General features: G+C 69.8%; 15 protein-coding genes. 9 read left to right on the top strand and 6 right to left on the bottom strand.

Features of this window, described 5'->3' with window-relative positions; genetic code table 11:
- Nucleotides 1-16: 16 nt before the first annotated feature.
- The 4 genes from SSP08S_RS08195 (at nt 17) to SSP08S_RS08180 (ending at nt 3,670) form a co-directional block, all read left to right on the top strand.
- Nucleotides 17-934, top strand: coding sequence for an ACP S-malonyltransferase (locus SSP08S_RS08195; protein ID WP_019067093.1), 918 nt, complete (start codon nt 17-19; stop codon nt 932-934).
- Between the two features lie 17 nt (nt 935-951).
- Nucleotides 952-1,950, top strand: coding sequence for a ketoacyl-ACP synthase III (locus SSP08S_RS08190; protein ID WP_019067092.1), 999 nt, complete (start codon nt 952-954; stop codon nt 1,948-1,950).
- Nucleotides 1,951-2,031: 81 nt separating this feature from the next.
- Nucleotides 2,032-2,280, top strand: coding sequence for an acyl carrier protein (locus SSP08S_RS08185; RefSeq protein ID WP_019067091.1), 249 nt, complete (start codon nt 2,032-2,034; stop codon nt 2,278-2,280).
- Between the two features lie 118 nt (nt 2,281-2,398).
- Entirely contained in the window at nt 2,399-3,670 is a 1,272-nt protein-coding gene (locus tag SSP08S_RS08180; RefSeq protein ID WP_019067090.1) for a beta-ketoacyl-[acyl-carrier-protein] synthase family protein, read from the top strand.
- A 136-nt stretch (nt 3,671-3,806) separates the two neighbouring features.
- On the opposite strand, the gene SSP08S_RS08175 is transcribed toward SSP08S_RS08180, so the two are convergent.
- A complete protein-coding gene (locus SSP08S_RS08175; protein ID WP_026178291.1) occupies nt 3,807-4,301 on the bottom strand; it encodes a DUF3145 domain-containing protein in 495 nt (164 codons plus the stop codon).
- Nucleotides 4,302-4,549: 248 nt separating this feature from the next.
- Between SSP08S_RS08175 and SSP08S_RS08170 the strand changes: the two genes are divergently transcribed.
- Nucleotides 4,550-5,455: an SGNH/GDSL hydrolase family protein gene (locus SSP08S_RS08170; RefSeq protein ID WP_026178290.1), complete on the top strand. Its 906-nt coding sequence runs from the start codon at nt 4,550-4,552 to the stop codon at nt 5,453-5,455.
- Nucleotides 5,456-5,465: 10 nt separating this feature from the next.
- The gene (locus tag SSP08S_RS08165; protein ID WP_019067087.1) at nt 5,466-6,437 is read left to right on the top strand and encodes an aldose epimerase family protein; all 972 of its coding nucleotides are present in this window, start codon (nt 5,466-5,468) and stop codon (nt 6,435-6,437) included.
- 93 nt (nt 6,438-6,530) lie between these two features.
- Here SSP08S_RS08165 and SSP08S_RS08160 read toward each other — a convergent pair whose 3' ends face one another.
- Nucleotides 6,531-8,981: a beta-glucosidase family protein gene (locus SSP08S_RS08160; RefSeq protein WP_019067086.1), complete on the bottom strand. Its 2,451-nt coding sequence runs from the start codon at nt 8,979-8,981 to the stop codon at nt 6,531-6,533.
- 115 nt (nt 8,982-9,096) lie between these two features.
- Here SSP08S_RS08160 and SSP08S_RS08155 point away from each other — a divergent pair, with 115 nt between their 5' ends.
- Nucleotides 9,097-9,672 (top strand): TetR/AcrR family transcriptional regulator, encoded by a 576-nt coding sequence (locus tag SSP08S_RS08155; RefSeq protein WP_019067085.1) that lies wholly within the window; start codon nt 9,097-9,099, stop codon nt 9,670-9,672.
- 15 nt (nt 9,673-9,687) lie between these two features.
- Here SSP08S_RS08155 and SSP08S_RS08150 read toward each other — a convergent pair whose 3' ends face one another.
- Nucleotides 9,688-10,038, bottom strand: a complete 351-nt coding sequence (locus SSP08S_RS08150) for a YrdB family protein (RefSeq protein ID WP_043259340.1) — start codon at nt 10,036-10,038, stop codon at nt 9,688-9,690.
- 154 nt (nt 10,039-10,192) lie between these two features.
- Between SSP08S_RS08150 and SSP08S_RS08145 the strand changes: the two genes are divergently transcribed.
- Nucleotides 10,193-11,452, top strand: coding sequence for a pyroglutamyl-peptidase I (locus tag SSP08S_RS08145; protein ID WP_019067083.1), 1,260 nt, complete (start codon nt 10,193-10,195; stop codon nt 11,450-11,452).
- On the opposite strand, the gene SSP08S_RS08140 is transcribed toward SSP08S_RS08145, so the two are convergent.
- The 3 genes from SSP08S_RS08140 to SSP08S_RS08130 all read right to left on the bottom strand — a co-directional run bounded on the left by SSP08S_RS08140 (nt 11,438) and on the right by SSP08S_RS08130 (nt 14,132).
- Nucleotides 11,438-12,241 (bottom strand): EI24 domain-containing protein, encoded by an 804-nt coding sequence (locus tag SSP08S_RS08140; RefSeq protein ID WP_019067082.1) that lies wholly within the window; start codon nt 12,239-12,241, stop codon nt 11,438-11,440. The genes SSP08S_RS08145 and SSP08S_RS08140 overlap by 15 nt on opposite strands.
- A 52-nt stretch (nt 12,242-12,293) precedes the next feature.
- Nucleotides 12,294-13,166, bottom strand: coding sequence for a winged helix-turn-helix domain-containing protein (locus tag SSP08S_RS08135; RefSeq protein ID WP_019067081.1), 873 nt, complete (start codon nt 13,164-13,166; stop codon nt 12,294-12,296).
- A gap of 147 nt (nt 13,167-13,313) precedes the next feature.
- Nucleotides 13,314-14,132, bottom strand: a complete 819-nt coding sequence (locus tag SSP08S_RS08130; RefSeq protein WP_019067080.1) for a hypothetical protein — start codon at nt 14,130-14,132, stop codon at nt 13,314-13,316.
- A gap of 319 nt (nt 14,133-14,451) precedes the next feature.
- Here SSP08S_RS08130 and SSP08S_RS08125 point away from each other — a divergent pair, with 319 nt between their 5' ends.
- Nucleotides 14,452-15,606, top strand: coding sequence for an EstA family serine hydrolase (locus tag SSP08S_RS08125; protein WP_019067079.1), 1,155 nt, complete (start codon nt 14,452-14,454; stop codon nt 15,604-15,606).
- Nucleotides 15,607-15,657: the final 51 nt, after the last annotated feature.

The raw sequence follows: 15,657 nt of genomic DNA, 5'->3' as shown, positions 1-15,657 counted from the left end.
AAGAGAGAGTGTGAGAGTGCTCGTACTCGTCGCTCCCGGCCAGGGCGCCCAGACGCCCGGCTTCCTGACCCCCTGGCTCGACCTCCCCGGTGTCGAGGACCGTCTGCGTGCCCTCTCGGCCGCCGTCGACCTCGATCTGGTGCACTACGGCACGAAGGCCGACGCGGACGAGATCCGCGACACCGCCGTCGCCCAGCCGCTGCTGGTCGCCGCCGGACTGGTCTCCGCGACCGCGCTCGGCGAGGTGTCCCCGGGTGCCGTCGCCGGTCACAGCGTCGGTGAGATCACCGCCGCCGTCCTCGCCGGTGTCCTCGACGACACGGCCGCCCTGACCCTCGTACGCAAGCGTGGTCTGGCGATGGCCGAGGCCGCCGCGATCACCGCGACGGGTATGTCGGCGCTGCTCGGCGGTGACCCGGAGACCACGATCCCGCACCTCAAGAAGCTGGGCCTGACCCCGGCCAACGTGAACGGCGCGGGCCAGATCGTGGCCGCCGGCACGCTGGAGCAGCTCGCCGCCCTGGAGGCCGACAAGCCCGAGGGTGTGCGGCGGGTCGTGGCGCTGAAGGTGGCCGGCGCGTTCCACACCGAGCACATGGGCCCGGCGGTCGACGCGCTCGCCGAGGCCGCGCGTGAACTGACGCCCGCCGACCCGCAGTTGACGTACATCTCGAACAAGGACGGCAAGGCGGTCGCCACCGGCGCCGAGGTGCTGGACCGCCTCGTCGGCCAGGTCGCCAACCCGGTCCGCTGGGACCTGTGCATGGAGACCTTCAAGGAGCTCGGCGTCACCGCGCTCCTGGAGGTGTGCCCCGGCGGCACCCTGACCGGCCTCGCCAAGCGCGCCCTGCCGGGCGTCAAGACGCTGGCCCTGAAGACCCCCGACGACCTCGACGCGGCCCGCGAGCTCATCGCAGAGCACGCCAACGCCTGAAGAAGGAGCCGTAGGAAATGTCGACGAAGATCAAGCCGAGCAAGGGCGCACCGTACGCGCGCATTCTCGGCGTGGGCGGCTACCGTCCGGTCCGGGTCGTCCCGAACGAGGTGATCCTGGAGACGATCGACTCGTCCGACGAGTGGATCCGCTCGCGTTCCGGTATCGAGACCCGGCACTGGGCGAACGACGAGGAGACCGTCGCCGCGATGTCCGTCGAGGCGTCCGGCAAGGCGATCGCGGACGCGGGGATCTCCGCCGAGCAGATCGGCGGCGTGATCGTGTCGACGGTCTCGCACTTCAAGCAGACCCCGGCCGTGGCGACGGAGATCGCCGACAAGCTGGGCACGAACAAGGCCGCCGCGTTCGACATCTCGGCGGGCTGCGCGGGCTTCGGCTACGGCCTGACCCTCGCCAAGGGCATGGTCGTCGAGGGCAGCGCGGAGTACGTCCTCGTCATCGGCGTGGAGCGGCTGTCCGACCTGACCGACCTGGAGGACCGCGCGACGGCCTTCCTGTTCGGCGACGGCGCGGGCGCGGTCGTGGTCGGCCCCTCCAAGGAGCCGGCGATCGGCCCAACCGTGTGGGGTTCGGAGGGCGACAAGTCCGACACCATCAAGCAGACCGTGCCGTGGAACGAGTACGACTCCACGGGCAAGTTCCCTGCGATCACGCAGGAGGGCCAGGCGGTGTTCCGCTGGGCCGTGTTCGAGATGGCGAAGGTCGCGCAGCAGGCGCTGGACGCGGCCGGGATCAGCCCGGACGACCTGGATGTCTTCATTCCCCACCAGGCCAACGAGCGGATCATCGACTCGATGGTGAAGACGCTGAAACTGCCGGAGCACGTCACGGTCGCGCGTGACGTACGCACCACCGGCAACACCTCGGCCGCCTCGATTCCGCTCGCTATGGAGCGGCTTCTGGCGACCGGCGAGGCGAAGAGCGGCGACACCGCGCTCGTCATCGGCTTCGGGGCGGGTCTTGTGTACGCCGCGACGGTCGTTACCCTCCCCTAGGCACTCCGTGCCGGATCATCATCGGATCCGGCGTGGAAAGCACCGCCACACCCTCTGGATCACAAAGAAGGAGCGCCTGACATGGCCGCCACTCAGGAAGAGATCGTCGCCGGTCTCGCCGACATCGTGAACGAGATCGCCGGCATCCCGGTTGAGGACGTCCAGCTGGACAAGTCCTTCACCGACGACCTGGACGTCGACTCGCTGTCCATGGTCGAGGTCGTCGTCGCCGCCGAAGAGCGCTTCGACGTCAAGATCCCCGACGAGGACGTCAAGAACCTCAAGACGGTCGGCGACGCGACCGACTACATCCTCAAGAACCAGGGCTGAGCCACCTTCTAGGCCCGGACCACCACCAGGCCCGAGCCACCCCCTAGGCCCGGCTGCATGGCCCCGCCACCCGGCGGTGGCGCCGCTTAATCCTCGTACCGTTGGAGAGAGAATTCCCGTGAGCCCGACCAATCGCACCGTGGTCGTCACCGGTATCGGCGCAACCACACCGCTGGGTGGCGACGCAGCCTCGACCTGGGAAGGGCTGATCGCCGGCAAGTCCGGTGTGAAGGCCCTCGACCAGGAGTGGGCCGCCGAGCAGGCGGTCCGTATCGCCGCGCCGGCCGCCGTGGACCCCTCCGAGGTGATCCCGCGTCCGCAGGCCCGCCGACTGGACCGCTCGGCGCAGTTCGCGCTGATCGCGGCCAAGGAGGCGTGGGCCGACGCCGGCTTCACCGACAAGGCCGGCGAGGATCCCGCCGTCGACCCCGACCGCCTGGGCACCGTCATCGCCTCCGGCATCGGCGGTGTGACGACCCTCCTCGACCAGTACGACGTGCTCAAGGAGAAGGGCGTCCGCCGCGTCTCCCCGCACACCGTCCCCATGCTGATGCCGAACGGCCCGTCCGCCAACGTGGGTCTGCTCGTGGGCGCCCGCGCGGGTGTGCACACGCCGGTCTCCGCGTGCGCCTCCGGCGCCGAGGCCATCGGCTACGCCATCGAGATGATCCGCACCGGCCGCGCCGACGTCGTCGTCGCGGGTGGCACGGAGGCGGCGATCCACCCGCTGCCCATCGCCGCGTTCGGCAACATGATGGCGATGTCCAAGAACAACGACGACCCGCAGGGCGCCTCGCGTCCCTACGACACCGCCCGCGACGGCTTCGTCCTCGGCGAGGGCGCCGGCGTCCTGGTCCTGGAGTCCGCCGAGCACGCCGCCAAGCGCGGTGCCCGGGTGTACGCGGAGGCGGTCGGTCAGGGCATCTCGGCCGACGGCCACGACATCGTGCAGCCGGAGCCGGAGGGCCGCGGTATCTCGCAGGCCCTGAAGCACCTGCTCGACAGCACCGACCTGGACCCGGCGGAGATCGTGCACGTGAACGCGCACGCGACCTCGACGCCGGCCGGTGACGTGGCCGAACTGAAGGCGCTGCGCAAGGTGTTCGGCGACGACGCAGACCACATGGCGGTCTCGGCCACCAAGTCGATGACCGGTCACCTGCTGGGCGGCGCGGGCGGCGTCGAGTCGGTCGCGACCGTCCTCGCCCTGTACAACCGCATCGCCCCGCCGACCATCAACGTCGAGAACCTCGACCCGGAGGCGGAGGCCAACGCGGACGTCGTCCGCGGCGAGGCCCGCAAGCTGCCGGTCGAGGGCCGTATCGCCGCGCTGAACGACTCGTTCGGGTTCGGTGGGCACAACGTGGTGCTGGCGTTCCGGACGGTCTGAGAATTGCTGTGAACGGCGTGTGGCCCGCTCCCCGGGTTGGGGGCGGGCCACTTCGTCGTTTGTCGGGTGCCGGCCCGGTGGGGGCTGGTCGCGCAGTTCCCCGCGCCCCTAAGGGAGTCGCCCCTGAAGGCGTTTCTCAGACCACCTGGTGCAGCCAGCGCACCGGCGCGCCCTCGCCCGCGTACCTGAACGGCTCCAACTCGTCGTCCCAGGGCTTGCCGAGGAGTTTGGCGATGTCGGCTTCCAGGTTGGTCTCGCCCTGTTGGGACCTTGTCAGGGCGGCACGGAGGCGGTCCTCGGGGATGAGGATGTCGCCGTGGATGCCGGTGACGGCGTGGAAGATGCCGAGGTCGGGGGTGCAGCTGTAGCGCTCGCCCTCGGCGGTGGGGCAGGGCTCGGCGGTGACCTCGAAGCGGAGGAGGTGCCAGCCGCGGAGGGCCGAGGCCAGCTTGGAGGCCGTTCCCGCCTCCGCCTGCCAGGAGAATTCGGAGCGCCATGTTCCGGGCGCGGCGGGCTGTCGGATCCAGTCGAGGCTGACGCGTGTGCCGAGCACCCCGGCGACGGCCCACTCGACGTGCGGGCACAGCGCGCGCGGCGCGGAGTGCACGTACAGAACTCCACGTGTCGTCACCGGGACCTCCGGACAGAGCGGGGCATCTTGCTGACTGGCAAACAGCGGCGGCAGGGCCGCCACGTTGAGGGCGAGGCTACCGTGCGGCGACGCGCGGAGTGTGACGTACCGTCCCTCCCGGTGCCAGGAAACCCTGCCATTCACCCAGGGGGACGCTTGTACGGGGGTGAGCCGTTGCATCGGGCCGCAACGGGAACCCTGGCGCGTTGTTATGGGTTGAGACCGTTATGGAGGGGATGGGTCTCAACATGCGCATGCGACGTACTCGTTCACGGGCCGCGCTCGCCCTCATGACAGCGGCCGTGCTGGGCGCGGCCGGCTGCGACTCGGGCGGCGGCGCGTCCTCCGGCGCCCACAGCAAGAGCGGTACGGCGGCCAAGGCGAAGCCCTCCCCCACCGCGGTCTGGGACCGCAGCCCGTCCTCGGTCGCGGCGGTCGGCGACTCCATCACCCGTGGTTTCGACGCCTGTACGGTCCTGTCGGACTGCCCCGAGGTGTCCTGGGCGACGGGCAGCGAAGCCTCGGTGGACAGTCTCGCCGTACGGCTGCTGGGCAAGACCGGGGCGGCCGAGCGCAGTTGGAACTACGCGGAGACCGGCGCGCGGATGGCCGACCTGTCCGGCCAGATCGCCCAGGCGGTCGCCCGCAAGCCTCAGTTGGTCACGGTGATGGTGGGGGCCAACGACGCCTGCCGGGCCTCCACCTCGGCGATGACCTCCGTGGCCGACTTCCGCACCGAGTTCGAGAACTCCCTGAAGTCCCTGCGCCGGGCGCTGCCGAAGACACAGGTCTACGTCGCGAGCGTGCCGAATCTCAAGCGGCTCTGGTCGCAGGGGCGGACCAACCCCATGGGCAAGGCGGTGTGGAAGCTGGGCATCTGCCCCTCGATGCTGGCCGACGCGGACTCCCTGGACTCGGCGGCCACCGAGCGGCGCGACACGGTGCAGGACCGGGTGGAGGCGTACAACAAGGTCCTGGAGCAGGTGTGCGCGACGGATGTGCGCTGCCGTTTCGACGGGGGCGCGGTCTACGACTACCGCTTCGGCACGGACCAGTTGAGCCACTGGGACTGGTTCCACCCGAGCAAGGACGGCCAGGCGCGGCTCGCGGCGATGGCCTACCAGAGGATCACCGCACGCGAACCCGTGACCTAGGGTTTCCCTCATGAGCGAACTTTTCGGCACCCTTCCCGACGGCACTCCCGTGCGCCGCTGGACCCTGGAGCGGGCGGGCGTACGGGTGCGGGTGCTGTCGTACGGCGGGATCGTGCAGTCGGTGGAGGTGCCGGACCGGGCGGGCCACGCGGCGGACGTGGTGCTCGGGTTCGCCGAGCTGGACGGCTATCTCACCCACCCGGAGCCGTATCTCGGCGCGCTGGTCGGCCGGTACGCGAACCGGATCGCGGGCGGCCGTTTCCCGCTGGAGGGCGTGACCTACGCGCTGGCGCGCAACAACGCGCCCAACTCCCTGCACGGCGGCGAGCGCGGCTTCGACAAGCGGGTGTGGGACGTCGAGCCGGTCGAGCACGGGCTGCGGCTGACCCGGGTCAGCGGGCACGGCGAGGAGGGCTTCCCCGGGCGCCTGGACGTCTCGGCGACGTACACGCTGGACGAGTCGGGCGCGCTGCGCATCGCCTACGAGGCGACGACCGACGCGCCGACCGTCGTGAACCTCACCAACCACAGCTACTTCGACCTGAGCGGCAGCGGAAACCCGGGCGGTCATGAACTGCGGCTCGCCGCCTCGCGGTTCACGCCCGTCGACGCGGACCTGATTCCCACGGGTTCCCTGGACGACGTGTCGGGCACCCGCTTCGACTTCCGCGAGTCGCGCAAGGTCGGCACGGGCTACGACCACAACTTCGCGCTCGACAAGGGTCTGACCCCGGCCCCCGTGGAGATCGCCGAGCTGCACGACCCGGCGTCCGGCCGGGTCCTGACGATCGCGACGACCGAGCCCGGCATCCAGCTCTACACCGGTGACCACCTGAGCGACCCGTTCGCCCCGGGCGCCGGAATCGCCCTGGAGACCCAGCACTTCCCGGACTCCCCGAACCGCCCCGAGTTCCCGAGCACGGAACTGCGCCCGGGCGAGGTCTACAACTCGGAGACGGTGTACGCCTTCTCGACCCGCTGACCGTGGCGGTAACGCGGGCATGGGCATGAAATGAGCCCCGGTCCAGGGGTCAGGTCCCGGACCGGGGCTGTCTGTGGGGAGACGGGTCCCGGGTCAGACGTTAATCGTCGTGGCGACCCTGCGGTCCGTGATCGAGCGGCCCGCCTGGATCTCGTACGAACCCTTTACAACTGCCCACCCGTTCGCCGTCTCATCCCAGATCTCGAAAGATCGGCGCGGCAGTTCGACCCGCACCTCGACACTCTCGCCGGGCCCGGCCTCGACCCCGGCGAATCCGGCCAGCCAGCGGGCCGGACGCTCGGGATCGGGCTCGGTCGGGGCCAGATAGACCTGGACGACCTCACGCCCATGCCGGGCACCGGAGTTGGTGACGCGCACGGTGACGGACGAACTGTCGGCCTTGATGTCGTCGTAGGTCCAGTCGGTGTAGCCGAGGCCGTGCCCGAAGGGGTACGAGGGGATGCGGCCCGCCTTCTCCCAGGCGCGGTAGCCGATGAACACACCCTCGGTGTAAGGGAGTTCGCCGTTCTCGGGGACCACTTGGCTGACCGGGGCATCGGCCAGTGAGCCCCAGGTGGTGGGGAGCCGGCCGCCGGGTTCGTGAGCGCCGGTGAGGACGTCGGCGAGCGCGGCACCGGCCTCCTGGCCGGGGAACCAGCCGAGCAGAACCGCGGCGACCTCCTCCCGCCAGGGCAGTTCGACCGGGGAGCCGGAGTTGACGATCACGACGGTGTTCGGGTTGGCGGCGGCGACGGCGTGCACCAAGTCGTCCTGACGGCCGGGCAGTTGAAGATCCGTACGGTCGTACCCCTCCGACTCGACCCGCTCGGTGGTGGCGACCACGACGACGGCGGTGTCGGCGGCACGGGCCAACTCGACGGCCTCGGCGATCAGTTCGTCGGGGTCGCGCTGCGGTTCCTGGTGGGCGAGCGCGAAGCCGACGACCCGAAGGGGGATGCCGACGGGCCGGGCGACGGTGTAGGTCAGGGACACCTGGACCGGGGCGTCGGCGGTGAGCTGGACGAGGGCGCGGGGCTCGGGGGCGCCGAAGAAGGAGATGAACGGGTCGTCCTTCGCCGGGCGTTGGACGTCGTCGTAGTACGTCGTGCCGTCGACGGTGAGGGTGAACGCGCCGATTCCCTTGATGCCGAAGGTGTGTTGTCCGGTGGCGCGCGGGGTGAAGGTGCCGGTGAGTTCGACGGTGTGGAGGGTGTCGTGGCTGACACCGTCGGGAAGGTCCGAACCCACCCACTTGATCTGCCCGTTGGGCAGGGGGACGGTCGCGACGACCTGGCCCGCCGCGTCCCGGCAGATCGCGCGGAGCGTGAACCCCTGTTCGGCGACGGCGAGTTCGGTGTTCGGGTCGGCGCCGACGGCGTAGGTCAGGGCGCCTTCGGGGAGGGTGGCGGTGAGTCCGTCGAGCGGGGAGACGATCCGGGCCGGGAAGACGGTGGCGGAGCCGCCGCCGAGGACGCGGGCGTCGCGGGCGGCGGCGCCGATGAGCGCGACGGTCGAACTCGGCTTCAGCGGAAGGGCGTTGTCCTGGTTCCGCACGAGGACGAAGGAGCGGCGGGCGATCTCGCGGGCGAGGGCCTCGCCGTCGACGGGGGCCGGGAGTTCGGCTGCCGCGACGACGGGTTCGGCGCCGGCCAGGATGCCGACGCGGGCGGCGAGCCGCAGCACGTTCCGTACGGCCGCGTCGACCGTGGCCTCGGCTACCTCGCCGTCGCGCACGGCCCGGGCGAGGTCATCGCCGTAGACGGTCTTAGGGCCGGGCATGGCGACGTCGAGGCCGCCCTCGATGGCGCCGACGGTGCAGCGGGCGGCGGTCCAGTCGGAGACGTTGAAGCCGTCGAAGCCCCATTCGCCGCGCAGGATCTCGTTCACCAGTCGGCGGTGTTCGGTCATCGTCGTGCCGTTGACCGTGTTGTAGGCGGTCATGACACCCCAGGGGCGGGCCTGCTCGACGATGAGCTCGAAGGGGGCCAAGTACAGCTCACGCAGCGCGCGTTGGGAGATGAGATTGTCGACGGTGAAACGCTCGGTCTCGGCGTCGTTGGCGACGAAGTGCTTGACGGTGGTGCCGACGCCACCCGCCTGAACGCCCGCCACATACCCCGAGCCGATCCGCCCGGTGAGGTACGGATCCTCGCTGTACGCCTCGAAGTGCCGGCCGCCGAGCGGGGACCGGTGCAGGTTGACCGTGGGCGCGAGCAGCACGTGGACGCCCTTGCGGCGGGCCTCCTGGGCGAGCAGCACACCGGCGCGGCGGGCGAGTTCGGGGTCCCAGGCGGCGGCGAGGGCGGTCGGGGAGGGCAGTGCGACGGAGGGGTCGTCGGCGGTCCAGTGCCGCCCCCGGACGCCGATCGGGCCGTCGGACATCACGAGGGACGCCAGGCCGATCTCCGGGAGCGCGGGCAGGGACCACATGTCCTGACCGGCCAGCAGCCGGGTCTTGGCATCGAGGTCGAGTGCGCCGAGGGCCGCTTCGACGACTGCTTCACGGGTTTCATGGGTTTCATGGATTTCATGGGTTTCCGCCACCGAGGCGCCTCCTCGTTGAGTCCGGGTCCGTCCTGTGCCCTGTGCCTCCATCGTGCATCGACTACCTGTAGATCGGTAGGTTTTGTAACCTTGCCGTTATATTCACAATCGGCGAATGTCGTACGGTGACGCCATGAACGCCAGGGCCAAGAGTGCGGAGCGGCGCGCCGAGATCGTGCGGGCGGCGCTGGAGGTGATCGCCGAGCGCGGCTACCGGGGCGCGAGCCTGGCGGCGGTGGCGGAGCGGGTCGGGCTGACCCAGCAGGGCCTGCTGCACTACTTCCCCACGAAGGACGCGCTGCTGGTGGCCGTCCTGGAGGAACGGGACCAGTGGGACGCGGTCCCGGACAGTCAGTGGCGAATCGACCTACTCGCATCCCTCGTCGAGTACAACGCGATGCGACCCGCGATCATCCAGACCTTCTCCGCACTCCTCGGCGAGAGCGTCACGGAGGAGCATCCGGCGCGCGACTACTTCACCGCGAGGTACGCGAGGGTGCGGGCGAGCATGGCCGGGGTACTGCGCGCCGAATACGGCGATCGACTGCCGAACGGCCTCACCCCGGAGCGCACGGCCCCGCTCCTGGTCGCGGTGATGGACGGCCTGCAGTACCAGTGGCTGCTGGACCCGGAGTCGGTGGACATGCCCGGGGCGTTCCGCGACTTCCTGACGCTGCTGGGCGAGACATGACGTCCCCCAACTCCCCTACGTCTGCCGCCAGATGACGGTGAGCGTCTTGCTCACCGCGCACACGAGGCCGAAGACGAGCGCCCAGTCGTTGGCCCCGGCAAGGACCAGCGCGGCCACGCCCGCACCGAACCACACCACCTCGAAGGCGACCCGACCGGCCCCGCGCGTCTTGTACTTGGCCTTCGGTGAACCGCACAGCCCCCACAGCACGGCGAGCACAACGGGCGCGCCCAGGCCGAGCAGCCAGGTCAGCGGGGTGGCGATGTCCCGGGTGAACCCCCAGTAGGCGACGGCGACCAGGGCGCCGAGCTCAATGGCGAAGAGCACGCCGAGGTTCGCTGCCTTCGCTGTCTTCAGTGCCGTCATGAGCGGCAGTATCACCCGGAGCGGATCACTCCGTCCCGGCCGAGGAGGCGGGGGATCGGATCGTCCGCCGCACCCGTGGCGTAGACCACTCCCGTCACGCGATACTGCGGCCGTCCGGCACCGCACCCCACTGCGACGGAAGGCCTCAACCACTTTGAACGTCATACGAGTTCGGACAGGCGTCCTCGGGCTGGCCCTGCTGGCCGGTTTCTCCGCCCCCGGCACCAGCGCCGCGGCGGCCGACACCACGCTCCCCCCGACCGTCGAGGAACAACGGCTCGACAGGGCGGTCCCCCAGGAGATCCTCGAACACTCCGGATTCGACACGGTGACACCGGAGTTCACCCGCGCGCTCGAAGGGGCGCACAGCTACGCGCAGGCCCGCCGCATCGTCGTACGCGAGGGAACCGCCCTGTGGCAGCGGGCAGTCGACCGCGCGCAGGGACGGGGACCGGCCGGCGGGGACCTCAGCCGGGACGACGACCGGCCGCTGTACTGGGCGCGGTTGGGGATGACCAGGGAAGTCCGGGCCTGGGAACCGGAGTTCGGGATCAGTGCCGGTCAACGGGCTGCGCTGCTCGGCCAGTTGGAGCAGACTTCACGCGGGCAGAGCAGCATCCGCTACCCGGCCCGTGACAAGGGGCTGAAGCGGATCCTGGTGACCGGCTTCGACCCGTTCACGCTGGACGCGGACATCAGGATCTCCAACCCGTCCGGGGCCACCGCGCTCGCGCTCGACGGCACGGTGATCCAGACGGCGGACGGTCCGGCGCGGATCGAGACGGCGATGTTCCCGGTGCGCTGGGCGGACTTCGCCGAGGGGACCGTGGAGCGGACGCTGCGGCCGTATCTGCCGAAAGTGGACCTGTTCACTACCGTGAGCCAGGGGCGGGTGGGCCGGTTCGACGTCGAGCGGACCAACGGGGCCTGGCGGGGCGGTTATCCGGACAACGACACCGTCTCGCGCACGGAGACCATCCCGGTCACCGACCCGGCCTCGCAGCCCCAGTGGACGTCGACGACCCTGCCGTACAAGGCGATTGTGGCCGCGAACACGGGACGTTTCCCCGTCTACGACCACACCGAGGTCACCGAGATCCCGGCGGGCGGGACGACTCCCGTCGTACAGCCGGACGGCCCGACCGCCGGCTCCACGGCGCGTTCCGGTGGCGGCGGCAACTACCTCTCCAACGAGATCGCCTACCGCGCGACCCTGCTGCGGGACCGGCTCGGGCTGCACGACTCGCTGCCGGGCGGGCACATCCACACGCCGGTACTGCAGTTCGGAACGGGCAACACGAACCCGACGACCGGGACGATCACCGACCCTGACTTCATACAGAACCGGGTGGACATCATCGCGCAGGTGAAGGCAATGGTGACAGCGGCGATGAACGCGTCAGCGGTCGACTGACGCAGGCCCGCTCTCCGTGTCCTCCCCCTCGTCGCTCCCCTCGGTCTCCTCGTCCAACAGCTCCCGCGCCATCATCGTCGCCCCCGCCACCGCACCCGGCATCAGGAAGACGGCGACGAACGGGACCAAGAAGGCGAGGCCGAGGGGGGTGCCGAAGCCCCAGATCAGGGGCTTGCGGGAGCGGAGGAGGGTGAGGCGGGCGCGGAGGTCGACGCCTCGGCGCTGGAGGGCGACGGCCGTCAGCTCCTCGGTGAGGAAGAACCCGGTGACGAAGAACCCGATCACCGGGACGACGGTCTGCCCGACGAACGGCAGGAACCCCAGCGCGAAGAGCAGCACACCCCACACCAGCGCGCGGACCAGCACACGCAGGCTGTCGCGGGCCGAGACCCACAGTTCGCGCCAGAGCGGGAGCCCCGACTCGGGGGCCGTGCCGTCGGGTGAGACGTCCCGGTCGACCTTCTCGGAGAGGGTCTCGTAGAAGGGCTGCCCTATCAGCAGGGTGACCGCCGTGAAGGTCAACACCGAGAGCAGCAGGGCGAGTACGAACAGAACGACGGTGAGGAATCCCCGGAACAGCCCCTGCCACGGACTCGACCAGTCGTCCGCGAAGGGCGTGGCCCAGCCGACGAAGTCGTCACCCCACACCGCGAGCGCGACAAGCACCGCGACATAGAGAACCAGCGTGATCAGCCCGGGAACCAACCCGAACCCGTACTGCCGCCCGTGCCGGGCCACCCAGCGCTGGCCCTTCAGGAGATAGCCGAATCCCGCCCCAAGATCATGCATGGGGAGAACCTTACTCAGGGTCCCGGCCGCCACCGGGTCGGGTGCGCCGCAGTCAGGTGGCGAGGTGCTCCCAGAGCGAATCGAACCACTCCTGCTGGTCCTTCACCCAGGCAGCCTGCGCGTCGTCCTCGTCATCACCTTTGTCGAAGTAGGTGCCGGTGGCGCCAACGCTGAGGATGTCGACCGCCTCCACCTCTTCCGACCCACCCAGCGGGATGCGCCGCCGGGCCAGTTTGTACATGGTCTGGAAGGCCTCGGACTCGTTGAGCAGGAACAACTTGAACATCGGTGCCACGGGAACACGTCTGACCTGGAAGTCGACCTCCTGGACCGGGCTGTTCGCCCGGAGATTCTGGAGGGTGTCCCTCAGAGATGACAGACAGCGGTCGGAGATCGCCAACAGGCGCTCCACCACGCTCTTGTCATCCGGCGCATCGATGTTGCGCGGGACAGGCAGGTCCATCTCCCTGTCCGGAAGCAGCATCCGCAGTCTGATCTCTGCCGGCACAGGGGCCAGGCCAGCCAGAATGCGTTCCACCTGAACCCGGAGATGAACGTCGAGCGATTCAGACGTCAAGCAGAAGGCGTCCAGCCGCACTTCCGTCCTCGCGAAAGCCCGCTCAACGAACCAGCTCATTCCCACTCTCTGGATCCGGGCGGCAGCGTCCGCTGCGGAAGCGGTCTGGGGCTCCTTGATGACGACGCGTGAACCGCTGCCCTGGCGGGACTTGATCCAGCCCTCGTCACGCAGTTCCCGCAGGGCGCGTTGCACGGTGTCCCGGGAAACGTTGAACGAGGTGGCCAGTTCTCGCTGGGACGGCAGCATGCCGCCCTCCGGGTACTCCCTGGCGACGATGCGGCGACGCAGTTCCGTCAGAACACTCTCGACCGCACCGCCGACCTCGTCGCGTCCGTCGTCACTCACACAACGACCGTAGTGAATAGGTGCCCGAAACCAGGCCACTTGCCCCAAAAGGGGGCCTTACCTACGAAAAATCAGAAACCGGCGCAAGTATCTGGAACAAACTTGTGCGGCGATGAGCGAGATTCGCCCCGTTAGAAGCAGACACCCTCAAGCCACGCTCACACCCACGACAACCCCCTGATCCGCCGCAGGCGACACCGCAGCCGTCACCCGTACCGCGGTGGCCCGGGCAACCCGCCCCGCCCGGAAGGCTGCGGCCAGCAGAACCGGCTGGACCTTCTCCAAGGCGGCGACGAACAACTCCTCGCCCGCGACGACCATCGGCACGGCGGTCTTCGTCGTCGCGGCCGCGGCCTCCGTGAGGTCGGCGAGGGGTGGGAGGGTGGCGCGGAGGACCTTCGCGCCCGTAGTCGCAGCGCGTTGGGCGAGGGCGACCTGTGGGGGCAGCAGTGGAGCCAGTGCTGCCGTCAACGCCTCGGCGATGCGGCGGAGTTCGGGGGAGGAGTCGGCCAGGGCGTCGGCCGCCGCGCGGAGCAGCGGGGTGAGGGCGAGGAGGATGCCGGCGGCCACGCCCGCAGCCGCGGGGAGCAGCGGGGAGGCCGCCTCGACCAGATCGCCGAGTGCCGCGGCGAACTCCTCCACGGCCGGTTCCACCGCGTCCAGAACGGGCAGCAGACTGTCCCCGAGCACACCCAACAACACCTGCGCCGGCTGACTCACCGGATGCACGGCCAGCGGCGCGCCGGTCGTACCGAGCCGCGTCAGGGTGTCGACGATCCGATAGAACGCCTCCTGGGCCTGCGGCGAAGCACTCGCCTCGGCCAGTTCCGCGGTGGTCTCCCGCAGCACCCGCAGCGCCTCGGCGCCCGAACCGTCGCGTGGATCAAGGGTGTTGATGGCGATTCTGGTGATGTTCCCGGCGGTGTCCAGGAGTTGCCCCGTGATGTCGGTGGTGCTGCGTGCCATGCGCAACACCTCGTCCCTGCTGGGAAGCGAAGGAATAGTCGCCATGGGAACTCCTCACCGTGCGCCCGCCGACCACTGCCCGGTACCTGTGCTCAGCATGCCCACTCCCCACCCCCCTGAATGCGACATCCGGGCATCTACGACACCAACACCTTCCCCGCATCTCCCCTGCTTCTTCCCTGGCCCATTGAGTCGAACGGGTGCCGCTCGCCGTACCGATCTCTGGAACCAGGAGGAGGTCCGAGGGGGAACTCCCGCAGGTCGGACAGGCGTTGTTCACCATGGCACACGCGAGCAGCGGATCAGTTGAGGAGAGCGGATGACCCAGGAGATCCACGGCACCGTAGCCGACGGCTTCGAGACAGTCCGGGAGGAGTTCGCCGCGTTCGTGTCGACGGAACGCGCGGACTACGAGGGCCAGTTGTGCGCATACGTCCACGGCCGACAGGTAGTAGACCTCTGGGCCGGACCACCCACCACCCCCGACAACTCCCTCTACGGCGTGTTCTCGTCCACCAAGGGCGCAGCCCACCTCGTGGTGGCCCTGCTGGTCCAGGACGGCACCCTCGAACTGGACCGCAAAGTCACCTACTACTGGCCGGAGTTCGCATCCGAGGGCAAAGGCGCGCTGACTCTACGCGAGTTGCTCGCGCACCGGGCGGGCCTGATCGGCACGGACACGGGCTTCACGCTCGACGAACTCGCCGACGACCGCGCGGTCGCCGAACGCCTCGCCGACCAGCGCCCGTTCTGGCGCCCCGGCACGATCTTCGGCTATCACGCCCTGGTCATCGGCGCCCTGACCGGCGAGATCGTAAGGCGAGCGACAGGCCGTTCACTCCAGGACGTGTACGAGGAGAGAGTCCGCGCCCCCTACGCCCTGGACTTCTACCTGGGCCTGCCGTCCGCCCAAGAGCCACGCTTCCGCACCACCCAACCACCGCTCCCCTCCTCCACCGAACCGGCCCCGGTCGCTGCGGAACCGGATGACCGCCGCAGCCTCACCGGCATCGCCTTCAACGAACACGCGGCCCAGCCCACCGAACTCATGTCGCTCCCGAACCAGACACCCATCCGCGCCAAGGGCCCCGCATCGGTCGGCGGAGTGGCATCGGCACGCGGCCTGGCCGGCCTCTACGCGGCGGCGATCAGCGTGGTCGAGGACCGGGCCCCGCTCCTGAAGCCGGACACGGTCGCGGAGTTCGGCCAGCTCCACTCCGTCGGCCACGACATGATCACCGGCACGCACCGGGCGTACGGCCTCGGCTTCCAGGCGACGGCGAGCACCTGGTACCCGTTCCTGAGCGCCGGCACGATCGGCCACAGCGGCGCCGGAGGCTCCCAGGCCTTCGCCGACCCCCGCACCGGCCTGACCTACGGCTACACCCGCCGCCGCTTCACCCTCCCCGGCGGCCCGGCACCAGAAAACACACGGCTCGTACAAGCCGCCCACCAATCAGCCCTGGCAAGCTGAACCAACGGCGCAAGCCCTCACCCCACGGCGAGGGCCCACCCACTCCCACTG

It is taken from the genome of Streptomyces hokutonensis, assembly GCF_000376565.1.
Taxonomy (GTDB): domain Bacteria; phylum Actinomycetota; class Actinomycetes; order Streptomycetales; family Streptomycetaceae; genus Streptomyces; species Streptomyces hokutonensis.
The sequence above is the reverse complement of the archived record's forward strand: the minus strand, read 5'-3'. Positions and strand labels throughout refer to the sequence as shown.

Bases quoted from the DNA above. Each gene is read 5' to 3' on its own strand.
- SSP08S_RS08190 (WP_019067092.1), top strand. From the start codon at position 952: ATGTCGACGAAGATCAAGCCGAGCAAGGGCGCACCGTACGCGCGCATT.
- SSP08S_RS08185 (WP_019067091.1), top strand. From the start codon at position 2,032: ATGGCCGCCACTCAGGAAGAGATCGTCGCCGGTCTCGCCGACATCGTG.
- SSP08S_RS08170 (WP_026178290.1), top strand. From the start codon at position 4,550: ATGCGCATGCGACGTACTCGTTCACGGGCCGCGCTCGCCCTCATGACA.
- SSP08S_RS08165 (WP_019067087.1), top strand. From the start codon at position 5,466: ATGAGCGAACTTTTCGGCACCCTTCCCGACGGCACTCCCGTGCGCCGC.
- SSP08S_RS08155 (WP_019067085.1), top strand. From the start codon at position 9,097: ATGTCGTACGGTGACGCCATGAACGCCAGGGCCAAGAGTGCGGAGCGG.
- SSP08S_RS08150 (WP_043259340.1), bottom strand. From the start codon at position 10,038: ATGACGGCACTGAAGACAGCGAAGGCAGCGAACCTCGGCGTGCTCTTC.
- SSP08S_RS08140 (WP_019067082.1), bottom strand. From the start codon at position 12,241: ATGCATGATCTTGGGGCGGGATTCGGCTATCTCCTGAAGGGCCAGCGC.
- SSP08S_RS08130 (WP_019067080.1), bottom strand. From the start codon at position 14,132: ATGGCACGCAGCACCACCGACATCACGGGGCAACTCCTGGACACCGCC.
- SSP08S_RS08125 (WP_019067079.1), top strand. From the start codon at position 14,452: ATGACCCAGGAGATCCACGGCACCGTAGCCGACGGCTTCGAGACAGTC.